Source organism: Streptomyces sp. NPDC031466, from assembly GCF_055581265.1.
Genome location: NZ_JBVIJT010000013.1, coordinates 136,362 through 158,814 on the forward strand (window position 1 = coordinate 136,362; position 22,453 = coordinate 158,814).

The following is a 22,453-nucleotide window of genomic DNA, read 5'->3' on the forward strand; positions in this document are numbered from 1 at the left end:
CTTCAATGACGAGGCTCATCGGCGGGGTCAAGGGCACCCCCAGTGCCGTCGCCACCGCTGGTGGCACCCGGTCCGCGGCCTCACCGGCCGCGGACCGGGGCCGTTTCAGGAGGCGCCGACCAGGCGCGCGGCGTCCGCGTGGGCGTCCATGCGCTCGGCGGCCAGGATCGCCGCCGCGGTGTCGGCGCGGGAAGCCGCCACGACCAGGGCGCGGCCCGCGAGGGCGTGGGCGCGCTGGTGCAGGGCGGCGAGCGGGGGCAGGGGGTGGCTCCCGCGCGTCGAGCCGTGGGACCGGCCGACGGCGACGGAGGCCCGCGCCGGCTGCGCGCCGCGGCGCAGCCGCGCCACCTCGCGCGCCAGCCGCTCGGCGGCGGCGTCCAGCTCGGCGGCCGGGGCCAGTGCGCGCAGCTCGTCGGTGACGGCGAGGAGTGCCGCGAGGTGCCCGGCGAGCTGGATGTCCAGCTCCTCCTCGCGGGAACGGTGGGGGAAGGTCGCGTCGTCGGCCATCGAATGGACCGACTTGGTGCGGATCGGCTCGTACACGGGATGGCCTCCAAGCGGGTTGCTTGACACCATCCTAGCTTGGATTCTGTCTAAAGTTGTGCCCGTCCCAGGTGGTGTACACCTCAGGGCTGGCTGTAGCCGTCCAGGAAGTTCCCGATCCGCCGGACGGCCTCGGCGAGGTCCGTCGCCGTCGGCAGGGTGACCACGCGGAAGTGATCCGGTTCCGGCCAGTTGAAGCCCGTACCGTGGACGACCATGATCTTCTCGGCCCGCAGCAGGTCCAGGACGAGCTGCCGGTCGTCCTTGATCTTGAACACCTTCGGGTCGAGCCGCGGGAAGAGGTACAGCGACCCCTTGGGCTTCACGCAGCTCACCCCGGGAATCTGCGTGAGCAGGTCGTACGCCGTGTCCCGCTGCTCCAGGAGCCGCCCGCCCGGCAGTACCAGGTCGTTGATCGTCTGGCGTCCGGCGAGCGCCGCCACGACGCCGTGCTGACCCGGCATGTTCGCGCACAGGCGCATGTTGGCGAGGATCGTCAGGCCCTCGATGTACGAGGAGGCGTGCGCCTTCGGCCCCGAGACCGCCATCCAGCCGACGCGGTAGCCCGCCACCCGGTACGCCTTCGACATGCCGTTGAAGGTGAGGGTCAGCAGGTCCGGCGCGACGGCGGCGGTCGGCGTGTGCGTCGCCCCGTCGTAGAGGATCTTGTCGTAGATCTCGTCCGAGCAGATCAGCAGATTGTGCCGGCGCGCGATGTCGGTCAGGCCGCGCAGCATCTCGTCGCTGTAGACGGCGCCGGTCGGGTTGTTCGGGTTGATGATGACGAGCGCCTTGGTGCGGTCGGTCACCTTGCGCTCGATGTCGGCGAGGTCCGGCATCCAGTCGGCCTGCTCGTCGCAGCGGTAGTGCACGGCGGTACCGCCGGACAGCGAGACGGCCGCGGTCCACAGGGGGTAGTCGGGCGCCGGTACGAGGACCTCGTCGCCGTCGTCGAGCAGGCCCTGCATGGCCATCACGATCAGCTCGGAGACGCCGTTGCCGATGAAGACGTGCTCGACGTCGGTCTCGATGCCGAGCGTCTGGTTGTGCATGACGACCGCGCGGCGGGCCGCCAGGAGCCCCTTCGCGTCGCCGTAGCCGTGCGCGGTGCCGACGTTGCGGAGGATGTCCTCCAAGATCTCGGGCGGACACTCGAAGCCGAAGGCGGCGGGGTTGCCGGTGTTCAGCTTGAGGATGCGGTGGCCCGCCGCTTCCAGCCGCATGGCCTCCTCGAGCACGGGGCCCCGGATCTCGTAACAGACATTGGCGAGCTTCGTCGACTGGATGACCTGCATGGCGGCGAGCTTACGGGGTGTTCCGGCGGGCGGCGGAGCGGATTCCGCCTCCCGCCCGGCGGGCGCGGGCCCCGGAGGCGGTCTTGTCCCGCGAGTTCCCCTGGCCCAACAATGCGCATGACAACTCTGCCATCGGAGGGGACCCCCACATGAAGAAGCCTCTCGTCGGTGCCTGCTCCGCCGTGCTGCTCCTGGGAGCGACGGCGGCGCCCGCGGCGGCCGTCAGCGAGGAACGCCCCGTCCAGCCGGCGGTCAAGGCTGTCGGCTTCGCCGGGACCGTGGCGCTCAGCAACTGTTCCGGCTCCGTCGTCCGCGCACCCGACTCGCGGCCCGACGACCCCGCGCTCGTCATGTCCAACGGCCACTGCCTGGAGACCGGCTTCCCCGGGGCCGGCGAGGTCGTCGTCGACCAGCCCTCCTCGCGCACCTTCACGCTCTTGAGCGCCGCGGGCGGCAACCTCGGCAAGGTCAGGGCGAGCAAGATCGCGTACGGCACGATGACCGACACGGACGTCTCGCTCTACCGGCTGACCAGCACCTACCGCGACATCGAGAGCAGGTACGGGATCAAGGCGCTGGAGCTGAGCGCGGCGCGCCCCGAGCGGGGCCGGGCGGTCACCATCGCCTCCGGCTACTGGAAGAAGACCTACAGCTGCGCCATCGACGGCTTCGCGTACCGCCTCAAGGAGGGGGAGTGGACCTGGAAGGACTCCCTGCGCTACACCTCCGCCTGCCGGACGATCGGCGGGACCTCGGGCTCCCCGGTGATCGATGACGCGACCGGCAAGGTCGCCGCCGTCCACAACACCGGCAACGACGACGGCGGCCGGTGCACGGACAACAACCCCTGCGAGGTCGACGAGAGCGGCCGGGTCACCGTGCGCCAGGGCGTCAACTACGGGCAGCAGACCTACACGATCGTGCCGTGTGTCGGCGCCGGCAACAAGATCGACCTGAACCGTCCCGGCTGCACCCTGCCCAAGTAGCGAGGCCCCCGGGCGGCCGGGCAGGGAAGCGAACACGAGGGCGGGTGCCGCCCGGGCCCCTTGTCCGGGGCCCGGGCGGCACCCGCCCCTCAGGTCCTCAGGCCGCCGCCATGAGCTCGGCCCGGCCGAACAGCAGGGCGTAGCCCGGCGGCAGCAGGCTCAGCAGGCGGTCGACGAGCGAGGCGTCGACCGCCCGCGCCAGGGCGGTGAGGACGGAGCTGACGTCCCATCGGGCGGTGGCCGGCGTGGCGCCCTCCAGGCGCCGCGCCACGCTCTCGACGAACTCCGCGGCCGTGAGCTGTCGGGTCACGGGAACCTGGTCCGCGATCACCTTCGCCGCCTCTGCCGGCAACTGGCCCGCCAGTTCGACGCGTTCGTCCCCGACGACGTGGCCGCCGAGGGCGCCCAGGACGGTGCGCGTCACGCGCTCCGCCTGCGCGGCGGTGGTGTACTGGCCGGATTCCCTGACCGCCTCGATGAGGTCGCTCCATCTCATCGTGCCGTTCTCCTCCGTTTCATCTGGTCGATCGGCCGCGCTCCCCGCGTGGCCGCGGCTGCTCGCGCGAGGGCGTCAGCCGCTGATCTGCCTGCGACCGCTGTCGCCACCACTGATCTGGATCTTGCGCGGCTTCGCCTGCTCGGCCACCGGGATGCGCAGGGTCAGCACGCCCGCGTCGTACGAGGCGTCGATGCGCTCGGTGTCCAGGGTGTCGCCGAGGAACAGCTGGCGGGAGAAGCTGCCGGTGGGGCGCTCGGCCGCGATCATCTCCACGCCCTCACGGGCGGGGGAGCGGCGCTCGGCGCGCACGTTCAGCACGTGGCGTTCCACGTCCAGGTCGATCGACTCCGGGTCGACGCCCGGCAGATCGAAGTGGACCACGAACTCGTCGCCCTCGCGGTAGGCGTCCATCTGCATTCCGGCCGGACGCGCGTTGTTGAAGACCTGCTGGGTGAGGCGGTCCAACTCGCGGAACGGGTCGGTGCGCATGAGCATCACGGGTCACTCCCTTCCTCAGGTACTGGGTGCGATGCCCTACGTTTTTCTATATAGCCCAAGGGAGGAAAATTGACAAGGTGGGACTCAGGTCCGGGACGGGAGCTCTCGCGTGGAGCCGGCCCCGGACCTGGGTCCGGGCGGTCAGTGGTCCGAGTAGCTGAGGTCTCCCACCGTCCAGGCGCTCACGTCCTGGAGGGCGATGCGGTACATCCCGCCGGTCTCCGGGAGGCCGAGGGTGCCCTGGAGGATCCGGGCCAGATGGAAGTGCAGATGGGTGGGCGGCGCGGTGTCCCGCGCCGGGGCGGCGGGCGCCTCGTCGGCCTCGCTCTCGAACGCGGCGGCGAACGGGCGCAGCTGCTCGGAGTCCTTGAGGACTTCGGCGACGCGCCGCCGCCACAGGGCTTCGGGGGCCAGCCGTCCGGTGATGACGGCGCCGGCCGCGACCACGGTGAGGGACATCTGATTGCTGCGCTCGGACTCGACCAGGGAGGCGATGTCGACGAGCAGTTCGTCAGGCTTCGACATGACTGGTGAGCCTACCGAGGCGAAGGGGCGCGTGGGTGCCCGGATACCTCCCCCTCCGCTTCCGAAAATCTGTCGTGGCTGCGGTAGACATGCGCAACCGACGTGGCTAGAGTTCTTTGTGTAGTCACCGACGTTCGACACAGGACGTTTCAGCAGAACCGAGTTCCAGCAGTACGAGAGGAGTGCGACGCCATCAGGATCGCCTGGGCGGAGTCCGATCTCGCCCGGGTACCGCAGGCCCCGGATTGGAAGGTGGTCCCCGGTCAAGCAACCGCGATCCCCGCATCCCCGCCCCGTCGGGCGGCCGTGCGGATACAGAGAGCCGGCACACACGGCCGGTAGATGGTGTTGAAACCCCTCGGGGCCTGGTGTCGTACGGCACCAGGCCCCTCGACGCGTTCCAGAAAAGGTGCAGATGCCCCCAGAGACTCATCCGCAAGGTCCCGACCGGTTCGACGACGACGACTACCCGGCCTACACCATGGGCCGGGCCGCCGAGATGATCGGCGCCACGCCGGGCTTCCTCCGGGCGGTCGGTGACGCTCGCCTGATCACCCCGCTGCGCTCCGAGGGCGGCCACCGCCGCTACTCCCGCTACCAGCTGCGCGTCGCCGCGCGCGCCCGGGAGCTCGTCGACCAGGGCACGCCGATCGAGGCGGCCTGCCGCATCGTCATCCTGGAGGACCAGCTGGAGGAGGCCCTGCGCCTCAACGAGCAGCTGCGCCACTCCGAGTCCGAGGGGGCCAAGTCGTCCTGACGGAGCCCGTCGTGGGCACGGGTCTCGCGCCGACGCCGACGGATATCTACGGCGGCAAATGCAGAATTTCGCGTGATGCGCGATGAGGGTTTATCCGCCGTCCGGCTGAGCGCTATAGAAACCTCTGCACGAGCGGCGAGAGCGTGCTACTGTCGTTATCAGTTGCAGTTGTGGTTCCCAAGAGACTTCAAGTGCTCAGTCGGCGTTATGTGTCGGCGGGGCACTTTGTATTGCCGGTTATTTCCGGACGGGGAAATCATTGCGGCGACGCGGAGTTCGCACAGTGTGGATTCCACGGGCACTGCCCCGAAGGAGATATGACATGGCTACTGGCACCGTGAAGTGGTTCAACGCGGAAAAGGGCTTCGGCTTCATCGAGCAGGACGGCGGCGGCGCCGACGTCTTCGCTCACTACTCGAACATCGCCACCCAGGGCTTCCGTGAGCTCCAGGAGGGCCAGAAGGTGAACTTCGACGTCACGCAGGGCCAGAAGGGCCCGCAGGCCGAGAACATCGTTCCCGCCTGACGCTGACGCGCACTTCGTAGCTGGGGCCCGCACCTTGGGTGCGGGCCCCAGCTCGTTCTGTTTCCGGGGAGACGACTCCCCGATGACCTGATGCGACACCCCGGTGGTTCTGCCCGGAGCGTGTCCCTCTTTCTTGACCGGCCGCTCCCGGAATAAATCCGGCGGCCGGAATTATGTTTAATCCCCCCGGCCGTTCCTGCAATTCTCGACGCTGTCCTGCGTCGTGAGAATTCCTCGATACGCGCCGCATCGAGGAAGGTTCTTCATGAACCGCTCAAGTCGCACGAACAGCCGGTACGCGGGCGGCGCCCGCCCCGCATCCCCGGGCCGGTCCTACTCCAGGGGCGGCTCCTCCCGGCGGCCCGCCGCGCTCCAGGGAGAGTTCGCCCTCCCGGTCACCGTCACCCCCGCTCTGCCCCCCGTCGAGGACTTCGGCGCGCTCGGGCTGCCGGACACGGTGGTGCAGACCCTCACCCGGCTGGGCGTCACCGCGCCGTTCCCGATCCAGGCGGCCACGCTGCCCAACTCGCTCGCGGGCCGTGACGTCCTCGGCCGCGGGCGCACCGGATCCGGCAAGACCCTCGCGTTCGGCCTCGCCGTGCTCGCCCGCACCGCGGGTCAGCGCGCCGAGCCGCGCCGCCCCCTCGCCCTGATCCTCGTGCCCACCCGGGAACTGGCCCAGCAGGTGACCGACGCGCTCACCCCGTACGCCAAGGCGGTGCGGCTGCGGCTGGCCACCGTCGTCGGCGGCATGTCGATCGGCAGGCAGGCCGGTGCCCTGCGCGCCGGTGCCGAGGTCGTCGTCGCGACCCCCGGCCGGCTCAAGGACCTCATCGAGCGCCGTGACTGCCAGCTCGACCAGGTCGCCGTCACCGTCCTGGACGAGGCCGACCAGATGGCCGACATGGGCTTTCTGCCGCAGGTCACCGAGCTGCTCGACCAGGTGCGCCCCGGCGGCCAGCGGATGCTGTTCTCCGCCACCCTGGACCGCAACGTCGACCTCCTGGTCCGCCGCTACCTGAGCGACCCGGTCGTCCACTCGGTCGACCCGTCGGCGGGCGCCGTCACCACGATGGAGCACCACGTGCTGCACATCCACGGTGGCGACAAGTACGCCGCGACGACCGAGATCGCCGCGCGCGACGGGCGGGTCATCCTGTTCCTGGACACCAAGCACGCCGTCGACCGGCTCACCACCCACCTGCTCAACAGCGGGGTGCGGGCCGCGGCGCTGCACGGCGGCAAGTCCCAGCCGCAGCGCACCCGCACGCTCGCCCAGTTCAAGTCCGGCCAGGTCACCGCCCTCGTCGCCACGAACGTCGCGGCGCGCGGCATCCACGTCGACGACCTCGACCTCGTGGTCAACGTCGACCCGCCGGCCGACCACAAGGACTACCTGCACCGCGGCGGCCGCACCGCCCGCGCCGGTGGTTCCGGCAGCGTCGTCACCCTGGTCACCTCGGCGCAGCGGCGCGACATGAGCCGGCTCATGGCCGCGGCGGGCATCACCCCGCAGACCGCGCAGGTGCGCTCCGGCGAGGCCGAGCTGACCCGCATCACCGGCGCCCGGACCCCCTCGGGCATCCCCGTGACCATCGCCGCCCCGCCGAGGGAGAGCTCCGGGCGTCCGGGCTCCCCCTCCCGTGGCCGGCGCCCGCGCGACGGGCGTGCCCGCCGTGCCTACGCCGCCCGTTCGGGTGGCGCCGCGCAGGGCCCCTCGCAGAGCAAGGCCGCCTGACACCGGCGGTCACCGCCCCGTCCGGCTCTCCCTCCCCACCCTCTCCCTCTGTGAGGCACCCATGCGCTGTGTCATCGCCCGTTTCCCCTTCGACCTCTTCAAGAGCGAGGTCGAGCAGACCATGAAGGGCGTCAAGCCCGAGCCCGTCACCGGTGAGTCCGTGATCATCGGGCGCCGTCACTACCCCGTCAAGCAGGTGGGGGAGGCGATCACCCGGCAGGACCGGCGCGACTTCTCCGCGCAGGAGGTCACCCGGGCGCTGAGCGGCCTCGGCTTCACCTGCCGCCCCGCGCCCGCGCCCGTCGCGCCCGAGCCTGTCGTGTCGGAGGCCTGGCCCACGTCGGTGGTCTAGGCCGCCCGCGGTCAGGGTGTGCGGCGTACGGCGCGCCCCGCGAGGGTGGCCGTGCGCCGGCCGTCCCGCATGACGAACCTGCCGTCGATCAACACGTGCGGGATCCCGGTCGGGAGCGTGCGCGGTGCCTCGAAGGTGGAGCCCGCCGCGACCGTCTCCGGGTCGAAGAGCACCAGGTCGGCCCGGTATCCCTCGCGGACCAGGCCCCGGTCGGGCAGGCGGAGGCGGGCGGCGGGCCGCGAGGTGAGGTGGGCGACCGTCTCTTCGAGCGACATGACGCCCAACTCCCGCGCGTAGCGCCCGAGATATCGCGGGAACGTGCCGTACGCGCGCGGGTGCGGCTTGACGCCCCGCAGGATGCCGTCGCTGCCCCCCGTGTGCACGCGGTGCCGCATGATCGCTCGTACGTTCTCCTCGTGGCCCACGTGCTGGAGGATGGTCGAGCCCAGCCTGTCGTCGATCAGCAGCCGTCGCGCGGTCACCCAAGGGGCCTCGCCCCGCGTGTCGGCGAACTGACGGACCGTCGTGCCGACACAGGACGCGAGTTTCGGGTCGTTGACCCCGGATATCTCGATCGTGTCCCACTCGACGGGCACGCCGTGGCAGCCGTCGGCGCCGACGACCTCCATGTGGTGGCGGATCTTCTCGGCGGTCGCGTCGTCCCGCAGCCGGGCGAGGATCGCGTCGGGCCCGCCCTCACCCGCCCAGCTGGGCAACAGCGCGACGAGCGTGGTGCAGCCAGGGGTGTAGGGATACGTGTCCAGGGTGATGTCGGCCCCTTGCGCGAGGGCCTCGTCCAGGAGGGCGAGCAGGTCGGGCGCCTTGCCCTTGTTCACGCCGAAGTTCATGGTGGCGTGCGCGAGGTGGAGCGGGCAGCGCGCGGTGCGGGTGAGGTTCACCATCTCCGCGTACGCCTGGAGGGCGCCCGCGCCGTAACTGCGGTGATGGGGGCAGTAGTAGCCCTTGTGGGCGGCGACCACCCGGCACAGCTCGGTCAGTTCGGAGTCGTCGGCGTACATGCCGGGCGTGTAGGTGAGCCCCGACGACATGCCCACGGCGCCCTGGCGCATCCCCTCGGCGACGAGCTGCCGCATCCGGTCCAGCTCTGCGGGGGTCGCGGGGCGGTCGTCCCAGCCCAGCGCGTACATCCGGACGGTGCCCTGCGGGACGAGGTACGCGGCGTTCACCGCGATGCCGTCCCCGCCGTGCGCGGTGTCGAGCGCGTCGAGGTAGCCGCCGACGGTGCGCCACGTGAAGTCGATGTCGCCGCCGTCGCCGTTCCAGCCGGTGATGGCGCGGCGGACCTCGGCGAGCGTGCGGTCGTCGACGGGGGCGTAGCTCAGACCGTCCTGGCCGATGACCTCCAGCGTGACGCCCTGGGCGGCCTTCGCGGTGTGCGCGGGGTCCTGGAGCAGGGCGAGATCGCTGTGGGCGTGCATGTCGATGAAGCCGGGCGCCAGCGCGAGGCCCTGGGCGTCCAGAGTCCGGCGCGCCGTCGGGCGGGGGCCGGGGCCGTCCCGCTCCCCGCGGATCTCGGCGATCCTGCCCTCGTGTACGCCGATGTCGGCGCGGTACGAGGCACCGCCGGTGCCGTCGATGACGCGTACGTCCCGGATCACCAGGTCCATGGGGGTGTCTCTCTCTCGTCCGCGCGGCGTCCGCGAGGTGCCTGTGAGGTGTCCGGGGGCCCCGGCGTCGGCTCAGAAGAACGTGCGGACGTAGTCCACGACCGTCCCCCCGTCCGCCACCACCGGAATCAGCTGCCACTTGTCGAAGGCCGTGCACGGATGCGAGAGCCCGAGGCCCACCCAGTCGCCCACGGCGAGGTCCGCCTCCGGGGAGGTCCGCAGCCAGCCGTGCTGGTCGGACAGGCCCGTGACCGTGATGCCGGTGGCGGGCCGCTCCACGCCGTCCCGGCGCACGACCTGCGCCGAGGGCAGATCGAGGTCGTACGCCGCGTCCCGCTTGCCCGCGTTGATGAACGCCTGCTCGACCGACGGCCGCGACACCACCTGCGCCCAGAGCCGGAACGCCGGCTCCAGCGCACCCTCCTCGGGGACGCGGTTGAACGGCGTCAGCTGCTGGTAGTGGCCGTCGTCGTGGGAGACGTACGCGCCCGAGCGCAGCAACTTCAGGACCGGCGCGGACAGTTCCGGGATCTCGGCGAACACCGAGGCCACCGCGTCGAACCAGGCGCTGCCGCCGGCGCTGACCACGACCTCCGGCAGATCGGTGAACCGCCCCGCCGCGTCCAGCTCGACGAGCAGGCCGACGAGCCGCCGCAGCCAGGCCGTGACCCGCTCCGTGGAGGCCTGCGGCACCTCGCCCTCGTAGCCGGCGACGCCGACGAGACGCAGCGTGTCCGCGCCCGCGACGGCGTTCGCGATCTCCAGGCACTCGGCCTCGGTCCGCACGCCGGTGCGCGCCTCGTCGCCCGCCGCCAGTTCGAGCACGACGTCCACGGGCCGGGTCGCGCCCGCCTCGCTCAGGGCGGCGTGCATCAGTTCCACACCGCGTACGGAGTCGACGTAGCAGATGAAGCGGAAGGAGGGGTCGGCGTCCAGCTCGCCCGCGAGCCGGCGCAGTGCCGCCGCGTCGACCAGTTCGTTCGCGAGGAAGATCCGCGAGGTGCCGAACGCCCGTGCCACGTGCACCTGGTGGGGCACGGCGAGGGTGATGCCCCACGCCCCGTGCTCGATCTGCCGGGCGAACAGCTGCGGGGCCATCGACGTCTTGCCGTGCGGCGCGAAGGCGAGGCCGTGCCGCTTCGCGTACGTCTCCATGAGCGCGAGGTTGTGCTCCAGGCGCTCGGCGGACAGGGCGAGGACGGGGGTGGTGAAGCCGCCGGTGAACAGGTTCCGGCGCTCGGCCGCCAGCTCGCCGACGGTGCGGCCCGCCGCGTCCGGGGGAAGCCCCTTGAAGCGGTGGTCGACCCGCTCGTCCGCGAGCGCGGCCAGGGGATCGACGGGACGTTCGACGGCGTGGTCGGCGGCCATGGGCGCCTCCTCCAGAGGTGCGTTGCATGATGTGCAACGTTCATTGCGTATGTCGCTTACTGCTGTCTAACATCCGAGCCAACGCCGGGTCAACGGATCCGGGGAGCCGGTTGAGGGGCTGGAGAACGTGACCGCACAGGCAGCCGCGAAGGCGTCCGCACCGCCGGCCGTGGACGTCGTGGCGCTCGGCGAGTCCATGGTCACCTTCCTGCCCGCGCGCCCCGGCCGCCTCGCCGACGTGCCCTCCTTCGACCGCGGGATCGGCGGCGCCGAGTCCAACGTCCTGTGCGCCCTCGCCGCGGCCGGGCACACCACCCGCTGGGTCAGCCGCGTCGGCACCGACGGCTTCGGCGACCACCTCGTGGCGGCCGTCGCCCGCTACGGCGTCGACACCTCCGCCGTCGGCCGCGACCCGCACCGCCCCACCGGTGTCTACTTCCGCACCGCCGACGACCGCGACAGCGACGCGCACGAGGTCGTCTACTACCGCGCGGGCTCGGCCGCCTCCGCCATGGCCCGGGGCTCCGTCGACGAGGCCGCGCTCGCCTCGGGCCGCGTGCTGCACCTGACGGGCATCACGCCCGCCCTCTCCGCCGACTGCCTCGACCTGGTGCGCCACCTGTGCGCCCGGCGCGCGGACCGGGCCCCGCTCGTCTCCTTCGACGTCAACCACCGTCCCGGGCTGTGGCGGAACTGTTCCGGCGCCGGAGCGGACGTCCTCCTCGGCCTCGCCCGGGGCGCGGATCTCGTCTTCGTCGGCGAGGACGAGGCCGCGGCGGCCTGGGGCATCGCCGGCGGCCCCGAGGCCCTGCGCGCCGCCCTGCCCGAACCCGCCACCCTGGTCGTCAAACAGGGCGGCCGCGGAGCCACCGTCTTCCGGCACGGCGAGGACCCCGTCTTCCAGGCCGCCCCGCGCGTGGACGTCGTCGCGTCCGTCGGCGCCGGTGACGCCTTCGCCGCCGGCTTCCTCTCCGCCACCCTGCGCGGCCTGAGCGCCGCCCGTCGGCTGCGGCACGGCCACCTGATGGCCGCCGCCGCCCTCACCGTCCCCGGCGACCTCGCCCGGCCCTGCGCCCGCGCACACGCCGACCGCCTCGCCGCCCTCGACGACACCGCCTGGGAGACACTGCGTCTCGGACCCGGCTGGACGGCGAACGCGCCGGAGCAGACCGGTGCCGCCGCTCCGGAAGAGCCCGGGGCCGAGGAGGAGGTACGTACCCCATGAGCCAGACCGTCGACCGCGCGCTGTCGATCCTGCCGCTGCTCGCCGAGGGCCCCGCCGACCTCGGCCAGGTCGCCGACCGGCTCGGCGTCCACAAGTCCACGGCGCTGCGGCTGCTGCGCACCCTCCACGAACACGGCCTGGTCTTCCGCCAGTCCGACCAGCGCTACCGCCTCGGCGCGCGCCTGTTCGCCCTCGCGCAGGAGGCCGTCGAGAACCTCGACGTACGCGAGATCGCCCACCCCCACCTCCTCGCCCTCAACGAGAAGTGCGGCCACACGGTCCACCTCGCCGTCCACGAGGACGGCGAGGTCCTCTACATCGACAAGGTCGAGAGCCGCTACCCGGTGCGCATGTACTCCCGTATCGGCAAACCGGTGGCCATCACGGTCGCCGCCGTCGCCAAGCTCCTGCTCGCCGACTTCCCCGAGGCCGAGCGCCGCGCCCTCGCGGAGAAGCTCGACTACCCCACCTACACGTCCCGTTCGACACCCAACGCCGGCGCGTTCCTGCGCGAGCTGGACAAGGTGCGCGAACAGGGTTGGGCCACCGACCTCGGTGGCCACGAGGAGTCCATCAACTGCGTCGGGGCCCCCATCCGCGGCGCGGACGGCCGCGTCGTCGCCGCCATGTCGGTCTCCGCGCCGAACGTCGTCGTCACCGCCGAGGAACTCCTCGCCCTGCTCCCGCTGGTGCGCCGCACGGCGGACGCCATCAGCCGGGAGTACTCCGGCAAGTCACCCCTGAAGGAAGCCTGAACGTCCATGAGCGAGCACACCGTGAAGACAGCCCTCACCCCGGCCACCCACACCACCCCGCCCGCGAAGTTCTCCCACGGCGTCAAGAAGGGCAACATCCTTCAGGTCGCCGGCCAGGTCGGCTTCCTGCCGGCCGAGGAGGGCAAGGCCCCCACCCCGGCGGGCCCCACCCTGCGCGAGCAGACCCTCCAGACCTTCGCCAACGTCAAGGCGATCCTCGAAGAGGGCGGCGCCACCTGGGACGACGTGATGATGATGCGCGTCTACCTCACGGACGTGGACCACTTCGCGGAGATGAACGCGATCTACAACGAGTACTTCGAGCAGCAGGGACTCACGGCCCCCGCCGCGGCCCGCACCACCGTCTACGTGGGTCTGCCCAAGGGCCTGCTCATCGAGATCGACGCGCTCGCCGTCCTCGGCTGACCCGCATCCCCCTTCAGCAAGCCGTACGTCGTCACGGCACGGTGCCCCGTCCGCACGGGGCGCCGTGCCGCGATCCCCCCTGCCCCGAAAGCCTTATGCCCTTACGAGGTCCACGATGTCCCCGTCCCACACCGCCGTGCTCGCGGCCGCCCCCGCCGCGCAGACACCACCGCACACCGGTGGCCTCCTCGCCCTGATCGACGGCACGGCGGGCCTGCTGACCGTCGCCGCGCTCGGCATCGCCCTGCTGCTCTTCCTGATCATCAAGGTCCGGCTCCAGCCCTTCGTGGCGCTGCTCGCGGTCTCCGTGGCCGTCGGCCTCGCGGCCGGCCTCTCCGTCACCGAACTCTTCGGCACGGTCCAGAAGTCCGACGCCGTCTCGGTCGTCGAGTCGGGCATGGGCGGCATCCTCGGGCATGTGGCGATCATCATCGGTCTCGGCACGATGCTCGGCGCGATCCTCGAGGTGTCGGGCGGCGCGGAGGTGCTGGCGTCGCGCCTGCTGGGCCTGTTCGGCGAGAAGCGCGCGCCGCTGGCCATGGGCCTGACCGGCCTGATCTTCGGCGTCCCGGTCTTCTTCGACGTGGGCATCTTCGTCCTGGCCCCCCTCGTGTACGCCGCCGCCAAGCGCAGCGGCAAATCGATCCTGCTCTACTGCCTGCCGCTCCTCGCGGGCCTCTCCATGACCCACGCCTTCCTGCCCCCGCACCCGGGCCCGGTGGCCGCCGCCGGACTGCTGAAGGTGGACCTCGGCTGGGTCATCCTCATGGGCGTCGTCTGCGGCCTCCCGGCGGTGCTCGTCGCCTGGGCGTACGCCGCGTGGGTCGGCAGGCGCATCTTCGTGCCCGTCCCGCAGGACATGGTCGAGGCCGCCGAGGAGGCGAAGGCGGCGGTGGCCGCCGAGCAGCGCGCGGCCGGGGTGAGCCCGCAGGAGAGGCCGGTGCCGCTGGGCACCGTCTTCGCGATCATCGGCACGCCGCTCGTCCTGATCCTCCTGGCGACCTTCTCCTCCATAGCCTTCGACCCCTCGACGCCCCGCTCGGTCATCGAGTTCTTCGGCAGCCCGTTCGTGGCCCTGACCATCGCCCTGTTCATGGCCTACTACTTGCTGGGCATCCGGCGCGGCTGGTCCCGCAAGTCCCTCGAACGGGTGTCGACCTCGTCCCTGAAGCCGGTCGGCAACATCCTGCTGGTGGTCGGCGCGGGCGGTGTCTTCGGCGCGGTCCTGAAGGCCGGCGGCGTCGCGAAGGCCCTCTCGGACACCTTCCAGGACGTGGGCCTGCCGGTGATCGTCCTCGCCTACCTGCTCTCCCTCGTCCTGCGCGTCGCCCAGGGCTCGGCGACGGTGGCGATCGTCACGACGGCGGGCATCGTGGCCCCGCTGCTCGCCGAGGGCGACTACTCCCAGGCGTTCGTCGCGCTGGTCATCATGGCGATCTCGGCCGGCTCCATCTTCGCCTCGCACGTGAACGACGGCGGCTTCTGGATGGTCGCGAAGTACTTCGGCATCTCGGAACGGGACACCCTCAAGACGTGGACGGTCCTGGAGTCGGTCCTGTCACTGGCGGGCTTCGCGGTGGCGGCGGTCGTCAGCCTGTTCGTGTAGGCCCGAGCGGCGACCGCGACCGGTCATGGATGGTGACGTCAGCGTCGAGGCGGGGTGTCCCGTCGAGCCGGCCGGCCGAGTAAAACCGGGTGCGGTCGGTCGCCGCGATGCTGTGGGATGCGGGACATGACGATCGTTCTGAACGAGCCCGGCGTCGAGGGGCTGACCGGGGTGGTGGACGCCCTCCGCGGGTGGCAGGACGACCGCACGCCGCTGCAACTCCATCCGGGAGACCTCGGCTGGGCCTGGGCGCTGGGCGCGGAGAGGCTGGCCGCGGCCGTCCGCACCTGGAGCGTGGACGGACGGATCATCGCCGTCGGCTACCTGGACGGCCCTGATGTGCTGCGCCTGACGACCGCGCCGGATCTGCGACAGGACGGTGAGCTGGCGCGCCGGCTGCTGGCGGACCTCGATGATCCGCGGCGCGGGGTCCTGCCCGCCGGGAAGGTCGGCCTGGAGATCCCCGACGGTGCCCTGCTCCGCGAGGTCCTCCTGGCGGCGGGCTGGCTTCCGGACGAGCCGTGGACGCCGCTGCGCCGCGACCTCGCCGAGCCGGTGCGGGACTCCGGCCTGCGGATCGAGGTGGCCGGTCCGCGGACGGCGGGGGTGCGGACCGCGGTGCATCGTTCGGCGTTCGGCAGCCCGGCGTTCACCGAGGAGATCTGGCACGTCCTCGCGGCCGGGCCGGTCTATGCCGACGCGCGCTGCCTGATCGGCTACGACGACCAGGACAACGCGGTGGCCGCGGCGACGGTCTGGTCGGCCGGGCCCGGCAGGCCCGGCCTGCTGGAGCCGGTGGGCGTGCACGCCGACCACCGCGGTCGCGGCCACGGGACGGCGATCGGCGTCGCCGCGGCGGCGGCGCTGCGTGAACTGGGTGCGTCGAGCGCACTCGTCAGCACCCCGACCTCGAACACCGCCGCTGTCGCCGCCTACAGGGCCGCTGGATACGAGCCGTCGCCCCAACGGCTGGACATCGGCCGAGCCGCCTGACATCGATCGGGCGGCGGTATCGGACAGGCCGCGCCGCTGACCCCGACCGAGCCCGAACGCCCGTTGAGGAAGCCTCACCGAAGCGTTCGGGCAGGACCGTCCACGGCGTCAACCGGTGCAGTACTGCTGCTCCTTGCCGATGGACCGGTACATGCAGTCCGCGTTCTCCAGGAGTTGCAGGACCGCGTCGCGGTTGCGCGAGGTCTCCCGCTCGATCACCTCGTCGGGCGGGTAGAAGCCGCCGCCGCCCGACGACGGGTACATCTCGAAGGTGTAGCTGAAGATCTTCTGGCTGCCCCACAGCCAGTCGTCGATCGAACCGTCCGTGATGTACAGGTCGCTGGACTGCTCGGGCGTGTAGCCGTTGCTCGCGGCCATCTTCCTGCCGACGGCCGCGTGCGCGTCCCGGTCGTCCTGGGTCAGGCCCGCGGCGGTGTCGGCGTACGTGTAGCCGTAGGGCCACAGCACCAGCTCGCTGTAGGTGTGGAAGTCGATGCCGGCCCTGATTTGCTGCTTGCCGCCGACGACGCGGCCGCGCACGAAGTCCGCGACGACCTTCACCTCGGGCGCCGACTCGGCGGCACGGCCGCGGTAGGTGTCCGAGCCGGTGGAACCGGAGGAGCCGCCGCAGCAGCCCCACTTGTAGCCCCAGTTGCGGTTCAGGTCCGTGCCCACGCTGGACGAGCCGGTGTTGGGCTGGCGGTTCTTGCGCCAGCTGCGGTACGAGCCGGTGGCGATGTCGTACTCGCCGCCGTCCGGGTTCACGTCCGGCACGATCCAGATCTCGCGCGAGTCGACCATCTTCTTGATACGGGCGTCCGTGGCGTAGTCGTCGCCCAGCTCGCGCATCAGGTAGAGCGCCATCTCGACCGTGAGGTGCTCACGGGCGTGCTGGTGGTGGGTGAAGAGGACCTCGGGCTCGGCCTCGTCGGTGGTGACGTTGTCGCTGATCTTGATGGCGACGATGTCGCGGCCCGCGTAGGACCTGCCGATGACCCGCTTGCTGATCAGGTCGGGGTGGGCCGCGATGTACTGGTCGATCGCCGCGTTCATCTCGGCGTAGTTGTGGTAGTTCGCGTCGGCGGGCGGGAAGTCCATGGGCTCCACCGCCTTGCCGTCCGTGCGCTTCGGGGGGCCGGCCAGGGCCTTGAGCGCGTAGCCGGACTCCCTGAGCCGGGCCGCCTCGCGGCCGTCGGCGGAGACGACCACCGAGCGGGCGTGGACCTCGTCGACGGCGACACCGGTACGGGCCAGCGCGGTCCGCGCGGCACGGCCGTCGGTCAGGGGGATCTCGTACTGGCGTATCGCCTCGTCGTCCGCCGCCGTGCTCTTCGCGCCGGGGTCGGCGGGGTCGGCGGGCGCGGCGGTGGCGGTGAGGGGGGCCACGGCGAGGGCGAGAAGGGCCGCGAGGGTCGCGGATCTTCTGCCGCGTATGCGGAGCCGCATGAAGTCTCCTCAGGGGTGGGGGGTGATTCAGTGCGACGTGTGCGGTGGGGGAGTGCGGGATGCGGGGTGCGGTGGCGCGGGCGAGAGCGTGCGCCGGGTGCGGTGGCGCGGGCCGGAGCGTGCGCCGGGTGCGATGCGGGGTGCGCCGCCCCATCGTCAATGCATGGCATGCCCCCGTCAACACTGTCTTCGGCCAACCCACTTGTGCCGCGCGCCGCGATGCGCTTTCTTGATCGGCATGGCTGAAACCACAGGCAGTGGAACCACCGCCGACGCGACGGCACCCCAGCCGCGCAAGTCGAGCTGGAAGTACATCGGCCCCGGCATCGTCGTCGCCGCGACCGGAGTGGGCGCGGGCGACCTCGTCGCCACCCTCATCGCGGGCAGCAACTTCGGCTACACCCTGTTGTGGGCCGCGGTGATCGGCTGCGTCGTGAAGATCTCCCTCGCCGAGGCCGCCGGCCGCTGGCACCTGGCCACCGGACGCACCCTCTTCGACGGCTGGGCGAGCCTCGGCCGCTGGACGACGTGGTTCTTCGTCGCCTACGTCGTGATCTGGGGGTACGTCTACGGAGCGGCCGCCATGTCCTCCTCTGGGCTGCCCCTCCAGGCGCTCTTCCCCGACGTCATGGCCTTGAAGTGGTGGGCGATCCTGACCGGCATCGTCGGGCTCGTCTTCGTCTGGTTCAACAAGTACGCCGTCTTCGAGAAGGTCATGACGGTCCTCGTCGGCATCATGTTCGTCGTCACCGTCTACCTCGCCGTCCGCGTCACCCCGCACCTGGGCGACGCCTTCGCCGGCCTGCTGCCCGTCCTGCCCGACGAGAAGGACTCGATCCTCAACACGCTCGGCCTGATCGGCGGCGTCGGCGGCACCATCACCCTCGCGGCGTACGGCTACTGGGTCAACGCCAAGGGGTGGACCGACACCCGATGGATGAAGGTGATGCGGCTCGACAACCGCGTCGCCTACATCACCACCGGCATCTTCGTCGTCGCCATGCTCTTCGTCGGCGCCGAGATGCTGCACTCCGCGAACATCGCCATCGCCAGCGGCGACAAGGGGCTCGTGCAGCTCTCCGACATCCTGGAGAAGGAGTACGGCCAGGGCACCGCCAAGCTGTTCCTCGTCGGCTTCTTCGCCACGTCGTTCACTTCGCTGATCGGGGTGTGGCACGGCGTGAGCCTGATGTTCGCGGACTTCGTCGAGCGCTACCGCAAGCAGCGGGCGGGCGCCGACTCCACCGCGCTCAGCGGCCAGGAGGTGGCGTCGGGCGCCCGCGAGAAGTCGGTGCCGTTCCGCGCCTACCTGCTCTGGCTGACCTTCCCGCCGATGATCCTGCTCTTCCAGGGGCAGCCGTTCCGGCTCATCATCCTCTACGGCGTCCTCGGCGCGGCCTTCATGCCGTTCCTGTCGCTCACGCTGGTCTGGCTGCTCAACTCCAGCCGTACACCGCGGGAATGGCGCAACGGCCGGCTCAGCAACGGCATGCTGGCCATCGCAGGGCTGCTGTTCCTCGTGCTGTGCGTCAAGCAGATCGCCGACCAGGACTGGAGCAGCTTCTTCTAGCCCCGCACGCCCCTGCGCATCCCCCGCGCGCCTCTCGTACATCCCGCTCGAACACCTCACTCCGGACACCCCACTTCCCGGTACGCGATCGTCATCTCCGCGTGAACACCGGGAAGTTGGGTGTCGGGGCGGGCCCCGCCTGGATATGGTGCTGAGGCCGAGGAGAAGTGCAGGGGGAGCCTCAGGGGGGCGCGCATGCCGACCGCCGTAGCCGTCACCGGCCCCGACCTCGTGCTGCCCTCGCCCGACCGGCACACCCCCTCGGCCGCCGTCCTGCAGTCCGCCGTGCAGTCCCCGCGGACGTACTCGCTGGACCAGGCGCTCACCGAGATGCACACGCTCATCGAGCACCACGGCTATGTGATCGCCCTGTGCCCCGCCTCCGCGCCCGCGTCCGTCACCCGGCGCCTGTACGCGGTCCGCTCCATCCTGGAGAGCGACCGGATCGCCGTCCTGCGCCCGGAGCTGCCGCCGCTGGGGCTCGCCGTGCTCGCCCTCCAGCTGCGCCAGCTGTCGGTCTGCGACTTCAGCCCCGGCGTCCTCGCCTCCGCCGCCCGCCTGCTGTCCCACTACATCTACGCGGGCGCCCTGCTCGGCTCCGTCGCCCGCCTCGACCGCGTCCCCGTCTCCCTCCGGTCGCACGCCAAGTCCTGGTTGCCCGGCGCCCAGTTCGCGGTCCTCGCCACGCCCCGGCCCGAGCTGGTGAAGGTCTCGGGCGGCGGCCCACGGACGAGCCTGCCCGGCCCCGGATTCGGTACGACGATGCTGTACGCCCCGGGGCAACTGGTACCCGGCTGGGTCACCGGCACCCTGGCCCCCGCCTGGCACTCCCAGGGCGTCGAGGAAGTCCGCCTGCCGGCCGAGTCCGCGCGCTGGTGGGCCACCGGCAGGCTCGTCGAGTTCGCCGCCGCCATCCCCGACATCTCCGTCCTCTACCAACTGGTGTCCTCCGTGCGGCGCGAGGACTGCCACTGGTGCGGACTCGAACTCATCGGCGACCGCTGCGCGTTCTGCGCCGCCCCGCTGCCGCCGCCCGAGGAACGCCCCGACCGGCCCGCCCGCGCCCTCCTGCCCCGTGGCGCCACCTAGCCGCACCCCGCCGCGCCACCGCCCCGCCCCAGCCGCAGCCCGCCCGCCCCGTCCGCGACCTACGACCGTTCACGCGCCACCCCGCTCACTGTCCGTAGCCACTCGCACTCGATCGAGGTAGTCCGGCCCATGAACTCACGCCAGCGCCGCGGCGTCATCCTGCTGGTCCTGTCGGTCCTGTGCGCGTTCGGCGCGTTCGCGGGCGTCCTGTCGGTGATCCGTGACGTGAACTCGAAGGTGGGCCCCGAGGTCGCCGCGTACAAGCTCAAGGGGGACATCGCGCCCTACAAGGAGCTGAGCGCCGAGCAGTTCGAGAAGGTCGAGATGCCGAAGCGCTGGCTCTCCGACAACGCCGTCACCGACCTGCGCCAGATCCGCGGCAAGATCGCCGTGACCCAGCTGCGCGAGGGCTCGCTGCTCCAGTCCGACATGATCGTCGAGCGGCCCGAACTCGGCCCGGGCCAGCAGGAGATCGCCATCATGATCGACGCGGCCACCGGCGTCGCGGGCAAGATCACGCCCGGCTCGACGGTCAACATCTACGCCACCTTCAAGGGCGAGAGCGACAAGGCGAAGGACCAGTCCAAAGTCATCGTGGAGGGCGCCAAGGTGCTCGACGTCGGCAAGCTGACCCCGCTCGAACCCGACCAGGACGACCGCACGCGCCGCCGGGCGTCCGAGGCCGTCCCGATCACCTTCGCCCTCGGCACGGCGGACGCGCAGCGCGTCGCGTACGCCGAGTCGTTCGCCACGCACGTCCGCCTCGCCCTCATCGGCGCGGGCGGCGACCCCACCGTGCCGCCACGCGATCGCACGTACACCCTCGACGAGGACAAGTAGGAGGTCTCATGGCCACTCGGATCCTGCCGGCCGTCGGGGACATCGAGGCCGCCCGCGCTCTGTCGACGCTCACCGGGCAGCTGCCCGACGCCGAACCCGCCCTGCCCGTCGGGGACTCGACCGCGCTGCTCGACACCCTCGCCCGTCTCGCCGCCGAGTCGGTCGACGAGCTGCCGGAGGTCGTCCTCGTCCACGAGCGGATCGGGCCGGTCCCGGCACTCGACCTCATCCGTGACCTCGTGCTGCGCTTCCCCGCCGTCGGCGTCGTCCTGCTCGCCGCCGACACCAGCCCGGGCACCCTCACGGCCGCCATGGACTCCGGGGCGCGCGGCATCATCGGCTTCCCGCTGGCCTACGACGCCCTCGCCGAACGGGTCCAGGCCGCCGCCGCCTGGTCCGCCGGCATGCGCCGCCACCTCGGCAGCGGCGGCGGGCTCGAACTGTACGGCGGCACGGCCGGCCCCGGGGCGCCCGGCGCGGGCACCGTCGTCGCCGTCAGCGGGGCGAAGGGCGGCGTCGGCACCACCGTGACCGCCGTACAACTCGCCCTCGCGGCCCAGGCGTCGGGCCGCACCACCGCGCTCCTCGACCTCGACCTCCAGTCCGGGGACGTCGCCTCCTACCTGGACGTGCAGTTCCGCCGCTCGGTCACCGACCTCGCCGCCATCAGCGACATCACGCCCCGCATCCTCCAGGACGCCGTCTACACCCACGAGAGCGGCGTCGGCCTGCTCCTCGCGCCCGCCGAGGGCGAGCGCGGCGAGGAGGTCACCGACCGCGTCGCCCGGCAGATCCTCGCCGCCCTGCGCGCCCGCTACGACGTCGTCGTCATCGACTGCGGGGCCTACGTCACCGCCGCGAGCGCCGTCGCCGTCGAGCTCGCCGACCACGCCCTGCTGCTCCTCACCCCGGACGTCGTCGCCGTACGCGCCGCCAAACGCATGGTGCGGCTGTGGGACCGCCTGCAGATCCGCAAGGCCGAGGAGACCCTCACCGTCGTCAACCGGCACGGCAAGGGCACGGAGATCCAGCCCTCCCTGGTGGAGCGCGTCACCGGCACCCGGGTCGCCCGCACCACCGTGCCGGCCGCCTTCAAGGAACTGCGGGCCGCGGTCGACGCGGGCCGCATGCAGGACCTGGAGAGCCGCTCCACGGTCAAACAGGCGCTGTGGGGGCTCGCGGGCGAACTGGGGATCGTCGAAGAAACACCCGCGGGCGGCGGGAAGCGGAGCGGGATCGCCCTGCGCAGGAAGGCGGCGGGCGGCGACCGGGGCGCCGTCACGCTGGAGTTCGCCGGGATGTTCCCCCTGCTGCTCGTCGTCATGACGATCCTGTGGCAGTGCGCGCTGTACGGCTACACGTACTCCCTCGCCGGCAACGCGGCGGACGAGGCGGCGCGGGCCGCCACCGCGGCGCACGCGGCGGGGGAGGGCGAGGCCGCCGCCTGCTCCGCCGCGGGCCAGGAACATCTGCCCGGCGCCTGGCAGGACGCGGCGATCACCTGCACGGACGAGGGCACGGTCTGGAAGGCCCGCGTCTCGGTGGACGTACCGGTCTTCTTCCCCGGCTTCGACGCGGGATGGCGCGTGGACGGGGAAGCGGGCGCGGCGAAGGAGGGGGACGCGGAATGAGGGCGCCGAGGCGTCTACGGGGGCTGGGGCGTTTGCTCAGGCGGGTGCGTTTCCGGGGGCCGGGCTGGCTCCGGGGCGGAGGCTCGGACGGGGGGCTGCGGCGTCGGCGGTGTGACCCGCGCCGGGGCCGGGGTGGTGGCTCTGGCGTGGGGCTGCC

At 71.8% G+C, this 22,453-nt stretch carries 22 protein-coding genes; 14 read left to right on the plus strand and 8 right to left on the minus strand.

Annotation, left to right across the window (positions count from 1 at the left end; all coding sequences use genetic code 11):
- Positions 1-105 precede the first annotated feature (105 nt).
- Both ACZ5GP_RS29995 and ACZ5GP_RS30000 read right to left on the minus strand, forming a co-directional pair.
- Complete coding sequence (locus ACZ5GP_RS29995) at positions 106-543, minus strand: SCO4983 family protein (protein ID WP_468753829.1); 438 nt, start codon at positions 541-543, stop codon at positions 106-108.
- Positions 544-626: 83 nt separating this feature from the next.
- A complete protein-coding gene (locus ACZ5GP_RS30000) occupies positions 627-1,838 on the minus strand; it encodes a pyridoxal phosphate-dependent aminotransferase (protein WP_468753830.1) in 1,212 nt (403 codons plus the stop codon).
- Between the two features lie 149 nt (positions 1,839-1,987).
- Between ACZ5GP_RS30000 and ACZ5GP_RS30005 the strand changes: the two genes are divergently transcribed.
- Positions 1,988-2,824 carry a trypsin-like serine peptidase gene (locus ACZ5GP_RS30005; protein ID WP_468753831.1) on the plus strand — a complete coding sequence of 279 codons (837 nt, stop codon included), beginning with the start codon at positions 1,988-1,990 and terminating at the stop codon, positions 2,822-2,824.
- A gap of 97 nt (positions 2,825-2,921) precedes the next feature.
- Here ACZ5GP_RS30005 and ACZ5GP_RS30010 read toward each other — a convergent pair whose 3' ends face one another.
- The 3 genes from ACZ5GP_RS30010 to ACZ5GP_RS30020 form a co-directional block, all read right to left on the minus strand.
- Positions 2,922-3,320 carry a DUF2267 domain-containing protein gene (locus ACZ5GP_RS30010; protein ID WP_468753832.1) on the minus strand — a complete coding sequence of 133 codons (399 nt, stop codon included), beginning with the start codon at positions 3,318-3,320 and terminating at the stop codon, positions 2,922-2,924.
- A 75-nt stretch (positions 3,321-3,395) separates the two neighbouring features.
- On the minus strand, positions 3,396-3,818 hold the full coding sequence (locus ACZ5GP_RS30015) for an Hsp20/alpha crystallin family protein (protein ID WP_468753833.1): 423 nt from the start codon (positions 3,816-3,818) through the stop codon (positions 3,396-3,398).
- Positions 3,819-3,962: 144 nt separating this feature from the next.
- Complete coding sequence (locus ACZ5GP_RS30020) at positions 3,963-4,346, minus strand: hypothetical protein (protein WP_468753834.1); 384 nt, start codon at positions 4,344-4,346, stop codon at positions 3,963-3,965.
- A 415-nt stretch (positions 4,347-4,761) separates the two neighbouring features.
- Between ACZ5GP_RS30020 and ACZ5GP_RS30025 the strand changes: the two genes are divergently transcribed.
- The 4 genes from ACZ5GP_RS30025 to ACZ5GP_RS30040 all read left to right on the plus strand — a co-directional run bounded on the left by ACZ5GP_RS30025 (position 4,762) and on the right by ACZ5GP_RS30040 (position 7,719).
- The gene (locus ACZ5GP_RS30025) at positions 4,762-5,103 is read left to right on the plus strand and encodes a MerR family transcriptional regulator (protein ID WP_468753835.1); all 342 of its coding nucleotides are present in this window, start codon (positions 4,762-4,764) and stop codon (positions 5,101-5,103) included.
- Positions 5,104-5,425: 322 nt separating this feature from the next.
- Complete coding sequence (locus tag ACZ5GP_RS30030) at positions 5,426-5,629, plus strand: cold-shock protein (protein ID WP_046930152.1); 204 nt, start codon at positions 5,426-5,428, stop codon at positions 5,627-5,629.
- Positions 5,630-5,894: 265 nt separating this feature from the next.
- On the plus strand, positions 5,895-7,367 hold the full coding sequence (locus ACZ5GP_RS30035) for a DEAD/DEAH box helicase (protein WP_468753836.1): 1,473 nt from the start codon (positions 5,895-5,897) through the stop codon (positions 7,365-7,367).
- A 61-nt stretch (positions 7,368-7,428) separates the two neighbouring features.
- Positions 7,429-7,719: an SCO5918 family protein gene (locus ACZ5GP_RS30040; protein WP_468753837.1), complete on the plus strand. Its 291-nt coding sequence runs from the start codon at positions 7,429-7,431 to the stop codon at positions 7,717-7,719.
- A gap of 11 nt (positions 7,720-7,730) precedes the next feature.
- Here the strand turns inward: ACZ5GP_RS30040 and ACZ5GP_RS30045 are convergent, their stop codons facing one another.
- Together ACZ5GP_RS30045 and ACZ5GP_RS30050 are read right to left on the minus strand one after the other, a co-directional pair.
- The gene (locus ACZ5GP_RS30045) at positions 7,731-9,347 is read right to left on the minus strand and encodes an N-acyl-D-amino-acid deacylase family protein (protein ID WP_468753838.1); all 1,617 of its coding nucleotides are present in this window, start codon (positions 9,345-9,347) and stop codon (positions 7,731-7,733) included.
- A 72-nt stretch (positions 9,348-9,419) separates the two neighbouring features.
- Positions 9,420-10,715 (minus strand): amino acid deaminase, encoded by a 1,296-nt coding sequence (locus ACZ5GP_RS30050; RefSeq protein ID WP_468753839.1) that lies wholly within the window; start codon positions 10,713-10,715, stop codon positions 9,420-9,422.
- 127 nt (positions 10,716-10,842) lie between these two features.
- On the opposite strand from ACZ5GP_RS30050, the gene ACZ5GP_RS30055 reads away from it, so the two are divergent.
- The 5 genes from ACZ5GP_RS30055 (at position 10,843) to ACZ5GP_RS30075 (ending at position 15,720) form a co-directional block, all read left to right on the plus strand.
- A complete protein-coding gene (locus ACZ5GP_RS30055) occupies positions 10,843-11,940 on the plus strand; it encodes a sugar kinase (RefSeq protein ID WP_468753840.1) in 1,098 nt (365 codons plus the stop codon).
- Positions 11,937-12,695 (plus strand): IclR family transcriptional regulator, encoded by a 759-nt coding sequence (locus ACZ5GP_RS30060; protein ID WP_358699919.1) that lies wholly within the window; start codon positions 11,937-11,939, stop codon positions 12,693-12,695. Before ACZ5GP_RS30055 ends, ACZ5GP_RS30060 begins: the two co-directional genes overlap by 4 nt.
- A gap of 6 nt (positions 12,696-12,701) precedes the next feature.
- Positions 12,702-13,121 carry a RidA family protein gene (locus ACZ5GP_RS30065; protein WP_468753841.1) on the plus strand — a complete coding sequence of 140 codons (420 nt, stop codon included), beginning with the start codon at positions 12,702-12,704 and terminating at the stop codon, positions 13,119-13,121.
- A gap of 115 nt (positions 13,122-13,236) precedes the next feature.
- A complete protein-coding gene (locus tag ACZ5GP_RS30070; RefSeq protein ID WP_468753842.1) occupies positions 13,237-14,727 on the plus strand; it encodes a GntP family permease in 1,491 nt (496 codons plus the stop codon).
- Between the two features lie 126 nt (positions 14,728-14,853).
- Positions 14,854-15,720, plus strand: a complete 867-nt coding sequence (locus ACZ5GP_RS30075) for a GNAT family N-acetyltransferase (RefSeq protein ID WP_468753843.1) — start codon at positions 14,854-14,856, stop codon at positions 15,718-15,720.
- Positions 15,721-15,828: 108 nt separating this feature from the next.
- Here ACZ5GP_RS30075 and ACZ5GP_RS30080 read toward each other — a convergent pair whose 3' ends face one another.
- Positions 15,829-17,166, minus strand: coding sequence for a M14 family metallopeptidase (locus ACZ5GP_RS30080; RefSeq protein WP_468753844.1), 1,338 nt, complete (start codon positions 17,164-17,166; stop codon positions 15,829-15,831).
- Between the two features lie 238 nt (positions 17,167-17,404).
- Here ACZ5GP_RS30080 and ACZ5GP_RS30085 point away from each other — a divergent pair, with 238 nt between their 5' ends.
- The 4 genes from ACZ5GP_RS30085 to ACZ5GP_RS30100 all read left to right on the plus strand — a co-directional run bounded on the left by ACZ5GP_RS30085 (position 17,405) and on the right by ACZ5GP_RS30100 (position 22,296).
- Positions 17,405-18,736 (plus strand): Nramp family divalent metal transporter, encoded by a 1,332-nt coding sequence (locus ACZ5GP_RS30085; protein WP_468753845.1) that lies wholly within the window; start codon positions 17,405-17,407, stop codon positions 18,734-18,736.
- A 195-nt stretch (positions 18,737-18,931) separates the two neighbouring features.
- Positions 18,932-19,825, plus strand: coding sequence for a hypothetical protein (locus tag ACZ5GP_RS30090; RefSeq protein WP_468753846.1), 894 nt, complete (start codon positions 18,932-18,934; stop codon positions 19,823-19,825).
- 129 nt (positions 19,826-19,954) lie between these two features.
- Positions 19,955-20,665 carry a Flp pilus assembly protein CpaB gene (gene cpaB / locus ACZ5GP_RS30095; protein WP_468753847.1) on the plus strand — a complete coding sequence of 237 codons (711 nt, stop codon included), beginning with the start codon at positions 19,955-19,957 and terminating at the stop codon, positions 20,663-20,665.
- Positions 20,666-20,673: 8 nt separating this feature from the next.
- A complete protein-coding gene (locus ACZ5GP_RS30100; RefSeq protein ID WP_468753848.1) occupies positions 20,674-22,296 on the plus strand; it encodes an AAA family ATPase in 1,623 nt (540 codons plus the stop codon).
- Positions 22,297-22,453: the final 157 nt, after the last annotated feature.